Genomic DNA, 18,888 nt, shown 5'->3' with positions numbered 1-18,888 from the left:
CCCGTCCGCCGGTCCAGGTAGCCGGAGGTGCCCATGAGTGCGGAGGCCACGAATCCCGCGAGCCCAGGTGCTGTGACGTCCTCGCCCAAGCTCGCGGCCTCGCTGGAACAGGACGGGCCCCCGTCGCCCCGTCGACGGACCCGCCCCAGGATCGACCTGCGCCGACTGGGCAGAGCGGCGTTCCTCGGCTCCGCGACCCGCGACCGGCTGCCCGACGCCATCGGTCACGTCGTCGAGGCGCACCGCGCCCACCACCCCGACGCCGACCTGGAACCGCTGCGCCGGGCCTACGTCCTGGCCGAGTCCTCGCACCGCGGCCAGATGCGCAAGAGCGGCGAGCCGTACATCACCCACCCGCTCGCGGTGACCCTGATCCTCGCCGAACTCGGCGCCGAGACCACGACCTTGACGGCGTCTCTGCTCCACGACACCGTCGAGGACACGGACGTGACGCTGGATCAGGTCGGCGAGGAGTTCGGCGCCGAGGTCCGCTACATCGTCGACGGCGTCACCAAGCTGGAGAAGGTCGACTACGGCACCGCCGCCGAGCCCGAGACCTTCCGCAAGATGCTCGTCGCCACGGGGAACGACGTCCGCGTGATGTCGATCAAACTCGCCGACCGCCTGCACAACATGCGCACCTTGGGCGTGATGCGCCCCGAGAAGCAGGAGCGCATCGCCAAGGTGACCCGGGACGTGCTCATCCCGCTCGCCGAACGCCTGGGTGTCCAGGCGCTCAAGACCGAACTGGAAGACCTGGTCTTCGCGATCCTGCACCCCGAGGAGTACCAGCACACCCGGGAGCTGATCGTCGACAACGCGTCCCGCGCGGACGACCCGCTCGCCGAGATCGCCGACGAGGTACGCGCGGTACTGCGCGACTCGGGGATCCAGGCCGAAGTCCTCATCCGGCCACGGCACTTCGTGTCCCTGCACCGGGCGTCACGCAAACGCGGCCGGCTGCGCGGCTCCGACTTCGGGCGGGTCCTGGTGCTCGTCAACGAGGACGCCGACTGCTACGGCGTACTGGGCGAACTCCACACCTGTATGACGCCCGTCGTCTCGGAGTTCAAGGACTTCATCGCGGTCCCCAAGTTCAACCTCTACCAGTCGCTGCACACCGCCGTCGCCCGTGCGGACGGCCAGGTCGCCGAAGTACTCATCCGCACCCACCAGATGCACAAGGCCGCCGAGGCCGGTGTCATCGCGCTCGGCAATCCCTACGCTCCTCCTTCGGAGGAGCAGTCCGGCAGCGACAGGGCGCGGACCGACCCCGACGGCGAGCGCATCGACCCCACCCGGCCCGGCTGGCTGTCCCGTCTCCTCGACTGGCAGGAGGCCGCGCCCGACCCCGACACCTTCTGGTCGACTCTGCGCGAGGACCTGGCCCAGGACCGCGAGATCACCGTCTTCCGGGCCGACGGGGGCTCGTTGGGGCTGCCCGAAGGCGCGAGTTGCGTGGACGCCGCGTACGCGCAGTACGGCGAGGACGCGCACGCCTGCATCGGCGCCCGGGTCAACGGCCGGCTGGCGACGCTGAGCACGGTCCTGCGGGACGGCGACACGGTCCAGCTCCTCATGGGGCAGGATCCGGCCTCCGAGCCCTCCAGAGAGTGGCTGGAGCACGCGCGCACGCCCGTCGCCAGGATCGCCATCCAGCGCTGGCTGGCCGCCCACCCGACACACGACGATCCGTTGCAGGGGCCCGAGTCCTCCGGCGACCCCGCCGAGGCCGAGGCCGCCCGCGCGGCCGTCGACGCCCGCCCCGCCCAGGACGGCTCCGACGCGTCCCCGGCCGCCGCGACCGCCGTCGTCGACCAGCCCGGCGCGACCGTACGGCTGGCGGGCTGCTGTACGCCCGTACCGCCCGACGAGGTCACCGGCTTCGCCGTGCGCGGGGGAGTGGTGACCGTCCACCGGGTGGAGTGCTCCGGGGTGGCGCACATGAAGAGCACCGGGCGCGCGGAGGTCGGCGTGCACTGGGGGGACACCACCGAGGCCCGGGTCACCCTGGTCGCCGAATCGTTCGGGCGGCCCCATCTGCTGGCCGACCTCACCGAAGCCATCGCCCTGGAGGGTGTCGCCATCGTCTCGGCGACCGTCGAACCCCCGACCCAGCAGCGGGTGCGCCACACCTACACGCTCCAACTCTCCGACGCCGCGCACCTTCCGGCCCTCATGCGGGCCATGCGCAACGTGCCGGGCGTGTACGACGTGAGCCGGGCGCAGCATCACGTGGCGGTTCCCTGAGGTACCCGTTCGGGTGGGCCCGGTGCGAGTCGCCGCCCTCCGGCGGGCGGGCGCTGGTAGCGATGGTGCATGCTGCTCAACCCCCGTACCCGGTTCACGTCGGCGCTGCTCGCCTCCGCCGTCTCCGTCTGCCTCGTCGCCGCGAGTGCACCCGCGGCCCCCCTGGGCGTCGGCGACCGCCTCTTCCCGCACCTGGGCAACCCCGGGTACGACGTGGCGTCGTACGACCTCGCCTTCAGCTATCCGGGAACCAACAGCAAGCCACTGTCCGCCGTGACGACCATCGACGCCTGGACGACCACCCCGCTCGAACAGATCAACCTCGACTTCTCCCACGGCACGGTCGCCTCGGTCGAGGTCGACGGGGAGCCGGCGTCGTTCACCAGCGCCGACGAGGACCTGGTGGTGACGCCCCGGGAGCCGCTGCCCGCCGGGAGTTGGATGCGGATCACCGTGCGGCACACCAGCGACCCCGTGTCGCCGGCCGGCCGGGACGGCGGCTGGGTGCGGACGGACGACGGGCTCGCGATGGCCAACCAGGCCGATGTCGCCCACCTGGTGTTCCCGTGCAACGACCACCCCTCCGACAAGGCGATGTTCACCATCAGGGTCACCGCCCCGAACGGCTACACGGCCGTGGCCAACGGTCTGCCCACCGGCGTCGACCGGGTCGGTACGGCCACGACCTGGACGTACCGCACCCAGCACCCCATGGCCACCGAACTGGCCCAGGTGTCCATCGGCCGCTCCACCGTGGTGCACCGCGCCGGGCCGCACGGGCTGCCGGTCCGCGATGTCGTCCCCACCAAGGACCGCGCGCTGCTGGAGCCGTGGCTGAAGAAGACGCCCGCACAGATCGAGTGGCTGGAGAGCAAGGTCGGCCGCTACCCGTTCGAGACGTACGGGCTGCTCATCGCCGAAGCGTCGACCGGCTTCGAACTGGAGACACAGACACTCTCTCTCTTCGAAAGAGACCTCTTCACCGAGCCCGCGTACCCCGCCTGGTACGTCGACTCGATCATGGTGCACGAACTGTCCCACCAATGGTTCGGCGACAGCGTCAGCCCCCGCACCTGGTCCGACCTCTGGCTCAACGAAGGACACGCCACCTGGTACGAGGCCCTGTACGCGGAGGAGAAGGCGGGCCGGAAGATGGTGGACCGCATGAAGGCGGCGTACGGGGCCTCCGACCGCTGGCGGGCGGCCGGCGGGCCTCCGGCCGCCCCTAAGGAGCCCAAGCCCGGCCAGAAGATCGGCATCTTCCGCCCGAACGTCTACGACGGGGCAGCCCTCGCCCTCTACGCCCTGCGCCAGGAGATCGGCGCCCCGGCGTTCGCGCGGGTGGAGAAAGCCTGGGTGGGCCTCCACCACGACGGTGTCGCCGGAACCGCGGATTTCGAGCGCCTCGCCTCCGACATCGCCGGGCGTGATCTGAGCGCGTTCTTCCAGGCCTGGCTGTACGCGGAGAAGACACCGCCGATGCCCGGCCACCCTGACTGGAAGTCCGTCGCGCCCACGGCATAGCGCCGCGAAATAACACCGTGACGAGACGGGGCGTGCCGTGCGACCATCTTCAGGTCGGCGGCGCTGCCCCCGGCCTCAGAGCACGCGTTCCGGGAATCTCCCGGGACGCTCGTGCGTTGTGACCGGTGACGGGGCTCGCTCCGTCACCGCACACGAAACCCCATCGACGTAAGGACCCAATGACCTCCTCTTCTTCCCCTTCCCAGGACACTGAGCGCTTCGCGCACGCCTACCCCGAAGGTCTTCGGGCCGATGCCCTGATGGAAGAGGACGTCGCCTGGAGCCACGAGATCGACGGAGACCGGGACGGCGACCAGTTCGACCGCTCCGAGCGCGCGGCCCTGCGCCGCGTGGCGGGCCTCTCCACCGAACTCGAGGACGTCACCGAGGTCGAGTACCGCCAGCTCCGCCTGGAGCGGGTCGTGCTCGTCGGCGTGTGGACCACGGGGACCGTCCGGGACGCGGACAACTCGCTCGCCGAGCTCGCCGCCCTCGCGGAGACCGCGGGCGCACTCGTGCTCGACGGCGTCGTCCAGCGCCGCGACAAGCCCGACGCGGCCACGTACATCGGCTCCGGCAAGGCCAACGAGCTGCGGGACATCGTCATCGAAACGGGCGCGGACACCGTCATCTGCGACGGTGAGCTGAGCCCGGGCCAGCTGATCCACCTCGAAGACGTCGTCAAGGTCAAGGTCATCGACCGTACCGCCCTGATCCTCGACATCTTCGCCCAGCACGCCAAGTCCCGAGAGGGCAAGGCGCAGGTCGCACTCGCGCAGATGCAGTACATGCTGCCGAGGCTCCGCGGCTGGGGTCAGTCGCTGTCCCGTCAGATGGGCGGCGGCAAGGGCGGCGGGCTCGCCACCCGTGGTCCCGGTGAGACCAAGATCGAGACGGACCGGCGCCGGATCCGCGAGAAGATGGCGAAGATGCGCCGGGAGATCGCGGAGATGAAGACCGGCCGCGAGATCAAGCGCCAGGAGCGCCGCCGCAACAAGGTGCCCTCTGTCGCCATCGCCGGTTACACCAACGCCGGCAAGTCCTCGCTGCTCAACCGCCTCACGGGCGCCGGCGTGCTGGTCGAGAACTCCCTGTTCGCGACCCTCGACCCGACCGTGCGCCGGGCCGAGACCCCGAGCGGACGGCTGCACACGCTGACCGACACCGTCGGTTTTGTCCGCCACCTGCCGCACCACCTGGTCGAGGCGTTCCGCTCCACGATGGAGGAGGTCGGCGAAGCCGACCTGATCCTGCACGTGGTCGACGGTTCGCATCCGGTGCCGGAGGAGCAGCTGGCCGCCGTACGCGAGGTGATCAGGGACGTCGGCGCCAGCGGCGTACCCGAGATCGTCGTGATCAACAAGGCGGACGCGGCGGACCCGCTGACGCTCCAGCGGCTGATGCGGATGGAGACGCGTTCGATCGCGGTGTCCGCCCGCACCGGTCAGGGCATCGACGAACTGCTCGCGCTGATCGACAACGAGCTGCCCCGGCCCTCGGTCGAGATCGAGGCGCTCGTGCCGTACACCCACGGCCAGCTGGTCGCCCGTGCCCACACCGACGGCGAGGTGATCTCCGAGGAGCACACCGCGGAGGGCACGCTGCTCAAGGCGCGGGTGCATGAGGAGTTGGCGGCGGAACTGGCACCGTACGTTCCGGCGGCCGCGGCGCTTTAGGCTCCGCCGGGCGGTGCGTCGTTGTCTGCGGGTGCGATGCGGCTGGTCGCGCAGTTCCTCGCGCCCCTGGAAAAGTGGCCCCCCATGCCGAAGGCATGGGGGGCCACCCTCACTGCTGACCGGCGAACTTGGCGCTCACCTTGTCGTACACGCCCTTGGCGACCTTGCCCAGGCGCGGGCCCGCCAGCCAGCCTGATTTCACCGGGCCGATCGAGGTGTTGGAGACAAGGGCCGGGTTGCCGTCCGAGCCCGTGGCGACCCAGCCGCCGCCGGAGGAACCGCCGGTCATGGTGCAGCCGATCCGGTACATCGTCGGATCCGACCTGACGATCGACAGGCGTCCCGGCCTGTCCTGGCACTGGTACATCGTCTCGCCGTCGAACGGGGCCGCCGCCGGGTACCCGGTCGCCGTGATGCTGTCCAACTGCGAGACGGCGGGCGCGCCGAAGTCCACCGGGAGGGCCGAACCGACCGTCTCCTCCAGCGACTTGCCGCTGCCGCCCTTCTCCGGCGTCACATGGATGACCGCGAAGTCGTACGGTGCTCCGTCGCCGCCCGTCGAACCGCCCTGCCCGATCCACTGGTCCGAGGTCTGTGCCCAGTCGGCCCACCAGACGCCGTAGGGAGCGATCTGCGCGCGGGGGGTGTTCTCCACCTCGGCGCTCGATCTGCCCGCGTTGTTGTACGACGGCACGAAGGCGAGGTTGCGGTACCAGCCGCCCTTCCTGCCCGCGTGCACGCAGTGACCGGCCGTCCAGACGAGGTTCGACTTCCCGGGGTGAGCGGGGTCCTCCACCACGGTCGCCGAACAGACCATCGTGCCTTCAGGGGCGTCGAAGAACACCTTGCCCGCCTCGGGCACGTTGGCGTGGTAGGCGGGCGGCACGGCCTTGGCGTCCACCGCAGTCGGCGTCGGGTCGGTGACGCCCTGGTCGCCAGAGAGGTCGTTCGCGTCGACGCTCTTCTCAGGGTCGTCGGCGCCGCGCATCCGGGCCGTGTTCCACAGACCCTCGATGATGGGATTGACGTAGTCCTCGGCCTCGCGCAGCCATTCGTCCCTGTCCCAGTTCTTCCAGGCGCCGTTCTTCCACTTGTCGATGTCGATCCCGTGCTTTTTGAGTTTGTCCCTGAGCCCGTCCGGGATCGTGATCTTCCCGGAACCGGCACCGGCACCGTCGTCGACCGCGGAGGAGGAGGCCTCCCCACTCGCGTCGGAGCTCCCGGAATCGGAGCCGCAGGCGGTGGCGGTGAGCGCGAGCGCCAGAGCGAGGCCGACGGCGGCCGGCGCGGGGGAGGTTCTGCGGCGCCCACCGTTCCCGTGGCGGGCGATGAAAGGTGGGCGTATGCGTCGCATGATCTGACTCCCCCTGGCGTGGTCCAACCGTGTGCTGTCCCCGCACGGCATCACACACTATGCGGTCGCCGCGGGGGACATCCGAGAGAACGGCAACGGTTTCGCTACGGGCCGCCTGATCTGCGGATCGTCCCCCGGCTCGCCGGTGTGACGCCTTGGCACGGCTGTTCCCGGAGTGCCGGGTCCGTCGTGCTGAGGCGAAGGCACCACCGCAGTAAGGATCTTGAGGTGACCCGTGACTCCTGGGGTGTACCGGGTGTTGATAACGGGAGCGGTGTATCGCCGAGTTGGCGGTTGGCGGGGTGGCAGAGCAGCGGGGAGTTGGGGCGTTGGAGTTGCGGGAGTCCATGGAGACGGGGGAGCACACGGGCGCGCGTGGGGCGCACGAGGGGATTCTGCGGCGCCAGTCGGCGCGTGAATCGGCGGCACGCACCTACGCGCGCGCCCTGCCGATCGTGCCCGTACGGGCCCGGGGGCTGACGATCGAGGGCGCCGACGGCCGCCGCTACCTCGACTGCCTCTCGGGCGCGGGGACATTGGCCCTGGGCCACAACCACCCCGTCGTGCTGGAGGCGATCCGCAAGGTCCTCGACTCGGGGGCGCCGCTGCACGTCCTCGATCTGGCGACCCCCGTCAAGGACGCCTTCACCACGGAACTGTTCCGTACCCTGCCGCCCGGACTCGCCGACCACGCGCGCGTGCAGTTCTGCGGACCGGCCGGGACGGACGCGGTGGAGGCCGCGTTCAAGCTCGTGCGCGCCGCGACCGGCCGCACCGGCATGCTCGCCTTCACCGGCGCCTATCACGGCATGACCGCCGGTTCGCTCGGCGCCTCCGGCCACGCGACCGACCTGCAGGTCGCCCGGCTGCCCTTCCCCCAGGACTACCGCTGCCCCTTCGGGATGGGCGGTGACCGGGGCGCCGAACTCGCCGCCCGCTGGACGGAGTCCGTCCTCGACGACTCCAAGTCGGGCGTGCCGTTGCCCGCGGGCATGATCCTCGAACCCGTCCAGGGCGAGGGCGGGGTGATTCCGGCGCCGGACCCCTGGATGCGGCGTATGCGACGGATCACCGAATCCCGCTCGATCCCGCTGATCGCCGACGAGATCCAGACCGGCGTCGGCCGTACCGGCAGGTTCTGGGCGGTGGAGCACAGCGGGGTCACCCCCGACGTGATGGTGCTGTCCAAGGCGATCGGCGGCAGCCTGCCGCTGGCCGTCGTGGTCTACCGCGACGACCTCGACGTCTGGGAACCCGGCGCCCACGCCGGCACGTTCCGCGGCAACCAACTCGCCATGGCAGCCGGCACGGCCACTCTGGCCTACGTCCGCGAGCACGGCCTCGCCGAACGCGCGGCCACCCTGGGCGCCCGCATGCTCACCCAACTCCGGCAGCTGGCTGCGGAGTTCCCGATCATCGGCGACGTACGCGGACGGGGGCTGATGATCGGGGTCGAACTGGTCGAGCCGGGGGCGGAGCGCGGGCCAGGGGCCGCCGAGGACTCCGCCGACGGATACCGGGACGCCGATCCGGACGTCTTCCCCGGGCCGGCCGACGGCGGGCCGCGGCCGGCAGCGCCCGAACTGGCCGTCGCCGTACAGCGGGAGTGCCTGCGCCGCGGCCTGATCGTCGAACTCGGCGGACGTCGGGCGAGCGTCGTCCGCCTGCTGCCGCCATTGACCATCAGCGACGAACAGGCCGTCGCCGTACTCGACCGACTGGCCGACGCCGTGGCAGCGGTGTCTCGCGGCCACACCCACCTCGGCCGCCCCCGTGCCGGTCACTCCGAGCGAGCGGGCTAGCCAGGCCCAAACGCCCGCCAGTACCACCCCTGAACCCCTACCACCCCGGTTCGCATCCCCCCGCACGCGCACTCGAGCAATCTCCCGAGGACTGGTCTTGAACAGCACCCCCGTACCCGAAGGCCGTTCCCACACCGTCCCCGCGCGCGGTCCCGGGCTCGCGCGGGAGACGGTGCCCCGGCAGAAGGGAACGGCCGGCGGCGCCGAGTGGGCGCGCGGTGCCACGGCCGACCTCCTGGAGCATCTGGACCCCCACACCGCGGCCCAGGCCGCCGCCACCGAGAACCTGCTGCGCTGCTGGGTACGGGAGAACGACCTCACCGCCCCCGAAGACGGCACCCTCCGCATCCCCCTCCCCACCAGCGGCACCGCCCTGCTGGCCCCGGTCCACTACTGGTCCCCGACCGGCTGGCACCGCTTCGGCCTCCCTCACCTGGCCGACGCCCCCGCAGGAGCACCGGCGGCGGACGCGGTCACCGTCGCGACGTTGCTCGCGAGAGAGGCGTACGACGGCCCACAGCCGGTCGGGACCGGCGCCGACCCGGCGACCGAGGCACCCCCGGCCCACGCGGGCGGCACGTCAGCGGCCGTCGAGGCCTCCGCCGAAACTCCCACCCCGGCACCTCCTGGCCCCTCCGTCCTGCCCCCCGACGCCGTCGACCTGGTCGCGCGGGTCGCCGACTCGGTCCGACGGACCGCCACCTTCATCAGCGACCGTCGTGCACAGCCCGCCGACGGCCCCGACCTCTTTCTCGCCGCCGAACAGGCACTGCTGCTCGGCCACCCGATGCATCCGACCCCGAAGAGCCGCGAAGGGCTCGCCGAAGCCGAAGCCCGGCTCTACTCACCCGAGTTGCGCGGCTCCTTCCCCCTGCACTGGCTGGCGGTGGCCCCCTCCGTCCTCGCCACGGACTCCGCGTGGACCGAGCGTGGCCGCCCCATCCGCGCCGAGCAGCTCACCGCGCAGCTCATCGGCGCCGCTCTGCCCCTGCCCGACGGCTACGCGGCTCTCCCTCTGCACCCCTGGCAGATCCGCGAGAGCAGGCACCGCCCGCAGATCGCGGCCCTGTTCGAAGCTGGGCTGCTCCGCGACCTCTGCACTCACGGCTCCCCCTGGTACCCCACCTCCTCCGTGCGCACGGTCCACCGCTCGGGCGCCCCCGCGATGCTGAAGCTCTCGCTGGGACTGCGCATCACCAACTCGCGACGCGAGAACCTCCGCAAGGAACTCCACCGGGGCGTCGAGGTCCACCGGCTGCTGCGCGGCGGACTGGCCAAGCAGTGGCAGTCCACGCACCCGGGCTTCGACATCGTCCGCGATCCGGCGTGGCTGGCCGTCGACGACCCGGACGGCAGCCCGGTCCCCGGCCTGGACGTGATGATCCGGCACAACCCGTTCCACCCGGCGGACGACGTGTCCTGCATCGCCGGTCTCGTGTCGCCCCGGCCCCACGCCCACCTGGGCAGCGCGGCCGACCGGCGGTCGGCCGGCCCGCTCCCGCGGTCCCGGCTGGCCGAGGTCGTCACCCGACTCGCCGGAAAAACGGGCCGCCCCCGAGGCGCCGTCGCCACCGAGTGGTTCCTGCGCTACCTGGAACAGGTCGTCCGGCCCGTGCTCTGGCTGGACAGCGAGGCAGGCATCGCCCTGGAGGCCCACCAGCAGAACACCCTGCTCCTGCTGGACGGCGACGGCTGGCCCAGGGGAGGCCGCTACCGCGACAACCAGGGGTACTACTTCCGCGAGTCCCGGCGCGGCGAACTCGACGCCCGGCTGCCGGGCATCGGCGAACAGAGCGACACGTTCGTCTCCGACGAGGTCACCGACGAACGCTTCGCCTACTACCTCGGCATCAACAACGTACTGGGCCTCATCGGCGCTTTCGGCTCCCAGCGACTCGCCGACGAACAGCTGCTGCTCGCCGCCTTCCGACGCTTCCTCGGTGACGTGGCCTCCGGTCCCGCCCGACTGCGTACGACCCTGCCCGGCCGTCTGCTCGAGTCACCCGTCCTGCGCTGCAAGGCCAACCTGCTCACCCGGCTCCACGGCCTCGACGAGCTGGTGGGCCCGGTCGACACCCAGTCCGTCTACGTCACCATCGCCAACCCCCTTCGTCCCTGATCTCCCCGACATCAGTGACGACACCGACTCCCTTTCACCCCCGAGGAACACCGACACACACCCCGTCTCCTGAGAGGAGCGTCCCGTGCCTGCTGCTGACGCGCGCACCGACGCCCGTACCGACCGCCGAACCACCTCGACCGCCGAGAGCGACAACGAGGACACGCTGGAGCTGCGTCTGCCCGACGAGTTCCTCGCGCTGTACGCAGGCGCCGGCAATGCCGCGGTCACCGTTCCCCCGGACGACGACGACCTTCTCGACCGCATCGGGGAATGGGGGCCGAGGAGCACGCCCGCGGGCTCGTTCCGTCTCCTCCCCGTACGGGTCGAGCGCGATCTCCCTCTCGTCGGGCGCTGGATAAACGACCCCACCGTCGCCACCTTCTGGGAACTCGCCGGGACCGAACGCGTGACCGAGGCCCATCTGCGGTCCCAGCTCGACGGGGACGGACGCAGCGTCCCCTGTCTCGGCGTGCTGGAGGGCACTCCGATGAGCTACTGGGAGATCTACCGCGCCGACCTCGACCCCTTGGCCCGGCACTATCCCGCCCGTCCCCACGACACCGGGGTGCACCTCCTGCTCGGCGGCGTCGCCGATCGCGGGCGTGGACTGGGCAGTGTCCTGCTCAGAGCCGTCGCCGACCTCGTACTCGACAACCGTCCCCGCTGCGGGCGCGTCGTCGCGGAACCCGACCTGCGCAACACCCCCTGCGTATCGGCCTTTCTGAGGGCCGGTTTCCGGTTCTCCGCCGAGGTCGACCTGCCCGCCAAGCGGGCCGCCCTCATGATCCGGGACCGGGGCCTGCGCGATGCGCTGTAGACCCCCTGCGCCGCACACTGCCCCACCGCGCGCTCCCGCCTTGATCACCCGATTGTCAGTGCCGCCCCGTAGGGTGGTCGCGCTATGACGAAGCCCTCACTCCCCGAACTCCTGCATGCTGCCGTCACCGCTGTCGGCGGTACGGAGCGCCCCGGCCAGGTGACCATGGCCGAAGCCGTCGCGGAGGCGATCGACGACGGTTCCCATCTGCTGGTCCAGGCAGGCACCGGCACCGGAAAGTCGCTCGGCTACCTCGTACCCGCGCTCGCGCACGGCGAGCGGGTCGTCGTCGCGACCGCGACCCTCGCGCTGCAGCGACAGCTGGTGGAGCGCGACCTGCCCCGCACGGTCGACGCCCTGCACCCTGTGCTGCGCCGCCGCCCCGAGTTCGCGATGCTCAAAGGCAGATCGAACTATCTGTGCCTGCACCGCCTCCACGAGGGCGTACCGCAGGACGAGGACGAGGGGCTCTTCGACCAGTTCGAGGCCGCGGCACCCACCAGCAAGCTGGGCCAGGACCTGCTGCGCCTGCGCGAATGGTCCGACGAGACCGAGACCGGCGACCGTGACGGCCTCACCCCCGGCGTCTCCGACCGGGCCTGGGCGCAGGTCTCCGTCTCCTCCCGAGAGTGCCTGGGCGCCTCGAAGTGCGCGTACGGAGCCGAGTGCTTCGCCGAGATGGCCCGCGAGCGGGCGAAGCTCGCGGAGGTGATCGTCACGAACCACGCGCTGCTCGCGATCGACGCCATCGAGGGCGCGCCCGTCCTCCCGCCGCACGAGGTGCTGATCGTCGACGAGGCGCACGAACTGGTCTCACGGGTCACCGGAGTGGCCACCGGGGAGCTCACTCCCGGCCAGGTCAACCGTGCCGTGCGCCGGGCGGCGAAGCTCGTCAACGAGAAGGCCGCCGACCAGCTCCAGACCGCGGCGGAGGGCTTCGAGCGGGTGATGGAGCTGGCCCTGCCGGGCCGCCTGGAGGAAGTCCCGGAAGACCTCGGGTACGCGCTGATGGCACTGAGGGACGCCGCCCGCACGGTGATCTCCGGCATCGGCGCGACCCGTGACAAGTCGGTCCAGGACGAGGACGCGGTCCGCAAACAGGCGCTGGCCTCGGTGGAAAGCGTCCATGACGTCGCGGAGCGGATCGCGAACGGCTCCGAGTGGGACGTCGTCTGGTACGAGCGGCACGACCGCTTCGGCGCCTCCCTGCGTGTCGCCCCGATGTCGGTTTCGGGCCTCCTCAGGGAGAAGCTCTTCACGGACCGATCCGTGGTCCTGACCTCGGCGACGCTGAAGCTGGGCGGCGACTTCAACGGCGTCGGCGCCTCCCTGGGCCTCGCCCCGGAGGGCACGGCGGGCGACGATCTCCCCCAATGGAAGGGCGTCGACGTCGGCTCGCCGTTCGACTATCCGAAGCAGGGCATCCTGTACGTCGCCAAGCACCTGTCGCGCCCCGCGCGCGACGGCGACCGCGGTGACATGCTCGACGAGCTCACGGAGCTGATCCAGGCGGCGGGCGGGCGCACGCTCGGTCTGTTCTCCTCGATGCGGGCGGCCCAGCTCGCCGCCGAGGAACTGCGTTCGCGTATCCCGGAGTTCCCGATCCTCCTGCAGGGCGAGGAGACGCTCGGCGAGCTGATCAAGAACTTCGCGGCCGATCCGCGGACCTGTCTGTTCGGCACGCTGTCGCTCTGGCAGGGCGTCGACGTACCGGGCGCCAGCTGCCAGCTCGTCGTCATGGACAAGATCCCGTTCCCGCGCCCGGACGACCCGCTGATGAGCGCCCGCCAGAAGGCCGTCGAGGACGCCGGGGGCAACGGCTTCATGGCCGTCGCCGCCACTCACGCGGCCCTGCTCATGGCCCAGGGCGCCGGCCGCCTCGTACGGGCGACGGGGGACCGTGGTGTGGTCGCCGTGCTGGACCAGCGTCTCGCCACGGCGCGGTACGGGAGCTACCTGAAGGCGTCCCTGCCGGACTTCTGGTACACCACCGACCGCAACGTGGTCCGGCGCTCGCTGGCCGCGATCGACGCGGTCGCACAGCAGGCGGAGACCACCGAGCCGGCCGTGGAAGAGGACGTGCAGGCGGAGGAGGCGTAGACACCACTGTGCCGGCCACCGACTTCGGTCGGGGGCCGGCACAGTGACGCACCTGGATACCCGGACAACACAGGGCCCCGGAACCGGCGCAGGGGTTCCGGGGCCCGGTCAGGGGGCGGGGTCTTGTACGACCCCGGCCTCCAGCCTCTCTCACAGGCGGCGGAGAACCGCCACCACCTTGCCGAGGATCGTCGCCTCGTCACCGGGGATCGGCTGGTACGCGGAGTTGTGCGGGAGGAGCCAGACATGGCCGTCCTCGCGCTTGAAGCGCTTGACGGTGGCTTCGCCGTCCAGCATCGCTGCCACGACGTCGCCGTTCTCGGCGACCGGTTGACGGCGCACCGTGACCCAGTCGCCGTCGCAGATCGCGGCCTCGATCATCGAGTCACCGACGACCTTCAGCACGAAGAGCTCTCCGTCACCCACCAGTTGGCGGGGGAGGGGGAACACGTCCTCGACCGATTCCTCGGCGAGGATGGGACCGCCGGCGGCGATACGGCCCACAAGGGGCACGTACGACGCGGCGGGCTTGCCCGTGGTGTCCGTGGGCTGCACGGAAGCCCCTTGGTCGGAACCCCGTACTTCATAGGCGCGCGGGCGATGCGGATCGCGGCGCAGGAATCCCTTGCGCTCCAGAGCCATGAGCTGGTGTGCGACCGATGAGGTGCTGGAAAGGCCGACTGCCTGCCCGATCTCGCGCATCGACGGCGGGTAACCGCGTCGTTGCACGGAGTCCCTGATGACCTCGATCACGCGCCGTTGCCGGTCTGTGAGGCCCGAGCTGTCGGCTCGGATTCCTGGAGGTCGTCCAGGGAGGGACCGCTTGGGCCCCTCAGGATTCGTGGCTTCGTTCATCGCATGCACCGGCTCGAGTCGGCTCTGGGAACGGTCCTGGGCAGTGATGGTGGCACTGTCAGCGGTGGTGGTCACGTCGGCCCCTCTCGATGGTCTCCCGTGCAGTGCAACGGTAGTTGCTTTCGAAAGGTTGCGCCAAACACACGTTCGAGTGAAAAATTGCGGATGGTCTGCCGCGATCAGATGTTTGGGTGTATGGCTCACGTCGTGCCGGGCGGGCGAAAGGGCTCCCTGTTGTACCCTTCACCGCCGGGCGGCGGCCTCGTGGGCCGGTGCCCAAGTCTGCCACCTGGATCCCCGTCAACCGGGAATCGCCCCCCGCCGCGCGCGGTCCTCACCGTATCTCCGCATGTTCCCGAGCGGTACGGCTGTGCCGGATCGGGCCTGCCGCGACGGCGTGGCCGTACCGCACCCGCCAATACTGGTGCGACACGCGCGTACGCGGTGGATGTACGGGCCAATCCCCACATCTAGTGGTTGGATTGCGGCAGTGGCCCAGAAGTTGTGGTCCCCCGGGTCTTCAACCCCTCGGGCATCACCTATGCTGGGGGCTGCTTCGAGGGGCTCAAGAGCCTTTACGGGGCTATTGAGTCTGCTGTGATGGAGGGTTGGAGAACATGCACTGCCCCTTCTGCAGGCACCCCGACAGCCGTGTCGTCGACAGTCGTACGACCGACGACGGCACGTCCATCCGCAGGCGCCGCCAATGCCCTGACTGCTCCCGCCGGTTCACGACCGTCGAGACGTGCTCGCTCATGGTGGTCAAGCGGTCCGGAGTCACCGAGCCGTTCAGTCGGACGAAGGTCATCAACGGTGTGCGCAAGGCATGCCAGGGGCGGCCGGTCACCGAGGACGCGCTCGCCCAACTCGGCCAGCGGGTCGAGGAAGCGGTGCGGGCCACCGGAAGCGCCGAGCTGACCACCCATGACGTGGGGCTGGCCATGCTCGGCCCGTTGCGGGAACTCGACCTCGTCGCCTACCTGCGATTCGCGTCCGTCTACCGGGCGTTCGACTCGCTGGACGACTTCGAGGCCGCCATCGCGGAGCTCAGGGAAGCGCCGCGCGGCCCCGCCGTGGACGACGAAGACCCGGACGTGGGGCGCCAGGAAGACCATCGCGGGTCCGGGGGGACTGCTCAGGTCCCCGTGCCCGCCAACGCCGCCGACTGACCGGCGGGCCGGATCCGGACGATACGTCCGGACTTGGCCCCGGGGGCGGCGATCCGAAGACCTGCCGCGGACAGCATCGACTGCTGTCCGCAGCGCAAGAAACACACCGTGTCATGGGAACAACGTGACACTTCTGGGCGTTTTGCCCGATACAGGGAGGCGGCATGACAGAGACGGCGAGCGGTCCGGCACGGAGTTCCCGCGCAAAGGGGACGAAGGTGGCCAAGGGCCTGCGCATCGAGCGGATCCACACCACCCCCGGCGTGCACCCGTACGACGAGGTCGAGTGGGCGAGCCGTGACGTCGTCATGACCAACTGGCGCGACGGCTCGATCAACTTCGAGCAGCGTGGCGTCGAGTTCCCCGACTTCTGGTCGGTGAACGCGGTCAACATCGTCACCAGCAAGTACTTCCGCGGTGCTGTCGGCACCCCGCAGCGCGAAGTGAGCCTCAAGCAGCTCATCGACCGCATCGTGAAGACGTACACGAAGGCCGGTGAGGACTACAAGTACTTCGCTTCCCCGGCCGACGCGGAGATCTTCGAGCACGAGCTGGCGTACGCCCTCCTGCACCAGATCTTCAGCTTCAACAGCCCCGTCTGGTTCAACGTCGGGACCCCGCAGCCCCAGCAGGTCTCGGCCTGCTTCATCCTGTCCGTCGACGACTCCATGGAGTCGATCCTCGACTGGTACAAGGAAGAGGGCATGATCTTCAAGGGCGGCTCCGGCGCCGGCCTGAACCTCTCCCGGATCCGCTCCTCCAAGGAACTGCTCTCCTCCGGCGGAAACGCCTCCGGCCCGGTCTCCTTCATGCGCGGCGCGGACGCGTCGGCAGGAACGATCAAGTCGGGCGGCGCCACCCGCCGCGCGGCCAAGATGGTCATCCTCGATGTCGACCACCCCGACATCGAGGACTTCATCGAGACCAAGGTGAAGGAGGAGGAGAAGATCCGCGCCCTGCGCGACGCGGGCTTCGACATGGACCTGGGCGGCGACGACATCACGTCCGTCCAGTACCAGAACGCCAACAACTCGGTCCGTGTGAACGACACGTTCATGAAGGCGGTCGAGGCGGGTGGCAAGTTCGGGCTCACCTCCCGGATGACCGGCGAGGTCATCGAGGAGGTCGACGCCAAGACGCTCTTCCGCAAGATGGCGGTGGCGGCCTGGGCCTGCGCCGACCCGGGCATCCAGTACGACGACACGATCAACCGCTGGCACACGTGCCCGGAGTCCGGCCGCATCAACGGCTCGAACCCGTGCAGCGAGTACATGCACCTGGACAACACGTCCTGCAACCTCGCCTCGCTGAACCTGATGAAGTTCCTCAAGGACGACGGCAAGGGCCGCCAGTCCTTCGAGATCGACCGCTTCGCGAAGGTCGTCGAGCTCGTCATCACCGCGATGGACATCTCCATCTGCTTCGCCGACTTCCCCACGCAGAAGATCGGCGAGAACACACGCGCGTTCCGTCAGCTCGGCATCGGCTACGCCAACCTCGGCGCCCTGCTGATGGCGACCGGACACGCGTACGACTCCGAGGGCGGCCGTGCCCTGGCCGGCGCCATCAGCTCCCTGATGACCGGCACGTCGTACCGCCGCTCCGCCGAACTCGCCGCGGTCGTCGGCCCGTACGACGGCTACGCCCGTAACGCGCAGCCGCATCTGCGGGTCATGAAGCAGCACGCCGACGAGAACGACAAGGCCGTCCGCATCGACGACCTGGACACCCCGATCTGGGCCGCCGCCACGGAGGCCTGGCAGGACGTCGTCCGCATCGGTGAGAAGAACGGCTTCCGTAACGCGCAGGCGTCCGTCATCGCCCCGACCGGCACCATCGGTCTCGCGATGTCCTGCGACACCACGGGTCTTGAGCCCGACCTCGCGCTGGTCAAGTTCAAGAAGCTCGTCGGCGGCGGCTCGATGCAGATCGTCAACGGCACGGTCCCGCAGGCCCTGCGCCGCCTGGGTTACCAGGAGGAGCAGATCGAGGCGATCGTCGCCCACATCGCCGAGCACGGCCATGTGATCGACGCCCCCGGTCTCAAGCACGAGCACTACGAGGTGTTCGACTGCGCCATGGGCGAGCGGACCATCTCCGCGATGGGTCACGTCCGGATGATGGCCGCGATCCAGCCCTGGATCTCCGGCGCCCTGTCCAAGACGGTCAACATGCCGGAGACGGCGACCGTCGAGGAGGTCGAGGAGATCTACTTCGAGGCCTGGAAGATGGGCGTCAAGGCGCTCGCGATCTACCGCGACAACTGCAAGGTCGGCCAGCCGCTCTCCGTCAAGAAGAAGGCGGACGAGAAGACCGCGGTGACCGCGAAGACCGAGGCGACGATCCGTGAGGCCGTCGAGAAGGTCGTCGAGTACCGCCCGGTCCGCAAGCGCCTCCCGAAGGGTCGCCCCGGCATCACCACGTCCTTCACGGTCGGCGGCGCCGAGGGCTACATGACCGCCAACTCCTACCCGGACGACGGTCTCGGTGAGGTCTTCCTGAAGATGTCCAAGCAGGGTTCCACCCTCGCGGGCATGATGGACGCCTTCTCGATCGCCATCTCGGTGGGTCTGCAGTACGGCGTGCCGCTGGAGACGTACGTCTCGAAGTTCACGAACATGCGCTTCGAGCCGGCCGGGATGACGGACGACCCCGATGTCCGGATGGCCCAGTCGATCGTCGACTACATCTTCCGCCGCCTGGCGCTGGACTTCCTCCCCTTCGAGACGCGTTCCGCCCTCGGCATCCACTCCGCCGACGAGCGCCAGCGTCACCTGGAGACGGGCTCGTACGAGCCGACCGATGAAGAGGTCGACATCGAGGGTCTGGCCCAGTCGGCGCCCCGCACCCAGGAACTGAAGGCCGTCGCGACGCCGAAGGCCGTCGCCGCGGAGGTGCCGGAGCCCGCGCTGCAGCAGGTCCACACCAGCGCCGAACTGGTCGAGATGCAGCTGGGCATCCAGGCGGACGCCCCGCTGTGCTTCTCCTGCGGTACGAAGATGCAGCGGGCCGGGTCCTGCTACATCTGCGAGGGATGCGGGTCGACCAGCGGTTGCAGCTGACACCGAGCGCCTTCAGGGTATGAAGTAGCTGGTCAGGGCGGTGGAGTCGATCTCGCGGCTCCGCCGCCTTCGACGAGCGTGACGCCTGGCTGTTGTGTTTGACGCAACGCGCCAGTGTGTCGAGGGCTTGTCGCGGCGATTGCTCTCGTGGCATGCT

11 protein-coding genes are annotated in these 18,888 nt (G+C 70.1%); 9 read left to right on the top strand and 2 right to left on the bottom strand.

The features are described from left to right. Nucleotides 1-33 precede the first annotated feature (33 nt). The 3 genes from QA861_RS11340 to hflX all read left to right on the top strand — a co-directional run bounded on the left by QA861_RS11340 (nt 34) and on the right by hflX (nt 5,450). Complete coding sequence (locus tag QA861_RS11340) at nt 34-2,250, top strand: RelA/SpoT family protein (RefSeq protein ID WP_334588221.1); 2,217 nt, start codon at nt 34-36, stop codon at nt 2,248-2,250. A 69-nt stretch (nt 2,251-2,319) separates the two neighbouring features. Further along, the gene (locus tag QA861_RS11335) at nt 2,320-3,774 is read left to right on the top strand and encodes a M1 family metallopeptidase (RefSeq protein ID WP_334588220.1); all 1,455 of its coding nucleotides are present in this window, start codon (nt 2,320-2,322) and stop codon (nt 3,772-3,774) included. A 179-nt stretch (nt 3,775-3,953) separates the two neighbouring features. Continuing rightward, nucleotides 3,954-5,450: a GTPase HflX gene (gene hflX, locus QA861_RS11330; protein ID WP_334588219.1), complete on the top strand. Its 1,497-nt coding sequence runs from the start codon at nt 3,954-3,956 to the stop codon at nt 5,448-5,450. A gap of 109 nt (nt 5,451-5,559) precedes the next feature. On the opposite strand, the gene QA861_RS11325 is transcribed toward hflX, so the two are convergent. Beyond that, nucleotides 5,560-6,804 (bottom strand): trypsin-like serine peptidase, encoded by a 1,245-nt coding sequence (locus tag QA861_RS11325; RefSeq protein WP_334588218.1) that lies wholly within the window; start codon nt 6,802-6,804, stop codon nt 5,560-5,562. A 347-nt stretch (nt 6,805-7,151) separates the two neighbouring features. Between QA861_RS11325 and QA861_RS11320 the strand changes: the two genes are divergently transcribed. The 4 genes from QA861_RS11320 to QA861_RS11305 all read left to right on the top strand — a co-directional run bounded on the left by QA861_RS11320 (nt 7,152) and on the right by QA861_RS11305 (nt 13,645). Further along, nucleotides 7,152-8,606, top strand: coding sequence for a diaminobutyrate--2-oxoglutarate transaminase family protein (locus QA861_RS11320; protein WP_334590516.1), 1,455 nt, complete (start codon nt 7,152-7,154; stop codon nt 8,604-8,606). Between the two features lie 97 nt (nt 8,607-8,703). Next, a complete protein-coding gene (locus QA861_RS11315; protein ID WP_443041473.1) occupies nt 8,704-10,725 on the top strand; it encodes an IucA/IucC family protein in 2,022 nt (673 codons plus the stop codon). 85 nt (nt 10,726-10,810) lie between these two features. Continuing rightward, the gene (locus QA861_RS11310; protein WP_334588217.1) at nt 10,811-11,545 is read left to right on the top strand and encodes a GNAT family N-acetyltransferase; all 735 of its coding nucleotides are present in this window, start codon (nt 10,811-10,813) and stop codon (nt 11,543-11,545) included. Between the two features lie 84 nt (nt 11,546-11,629). After that, nucleotides 11,630-13,645 carry an ATP-dependent DNA helicase gene (locus QA861_RS11305; protein WP_334588216.1) on the top strand — a complete coding sequence of 672 codons (2,016 nt, stop codon included), beginning with the start codon at nt 11,630-11,632 and terminating at the stop codon, nt 13,643-13,645. 150 nt (nt 13,646-13,795) lie between these two features. Here the strand turns inward: QA861_RS11305 and lexA are convergent, their stop codons facing one another. After that, the gene (gene lexA / locus QA861_RS11300; RefSeq protein WP_334588215.1) at nt 13,796-14,575 is read right to left on the bottom strand and encodes a transcriptional repressor LexA; all 780 of its coding nucleotides are present in this window, start codon (nt 14,573-14,575) and stop codon (nt 13,796-13,798) included. 542 nt (nt 14,576-15,117) lie between these two features. On the opposite strand from lexA, the gene nrdR reads away from it, so the two are divergent. Together nrdR and QA861_RS11290 are read left to right on the top strand one after the other, a co-directional pair. Then, a complete protein-coding gene (nrdR, locus tag QA861_RS11295) occupies nt 15,118-15,669 on the top strand; it encodes a transcriptional regulator NrdR (protein ID WP_334588214.1) in 552 nt (183 codons plus the stop codon). A gap of 164 nt (nt 15,670-15,833) precedes the next feature. Then, nucleotides 15,834-18,731: a vitamin B12-dependent ribonucleotide reductase gene (locus tag QA861_RS11290; RefSeq protein WP_334588213.1), complete on the top strand. Its 2,898-nt coding sequence runs from the start codon at nt 15,834-15,836 to the stop codon at nt 18,729-18,731. The last annotated feature ends 157 nt before the right edge of the window (nt 18,732-18,888 follow it).

This window comes from Streptomyces sp. B21-083, assembly GCF_036898825.1.
GTDB lineage: Bacteria > Actinomycetota > Actinomycetes > Streptomycetales > Streptomycetaceae > Streptomyces.
The sequence above is the reverse complement of the archived record's forward strand: the minus strand, read 5'-3'. Positions and strand labels throughout refer to the sequence as shown.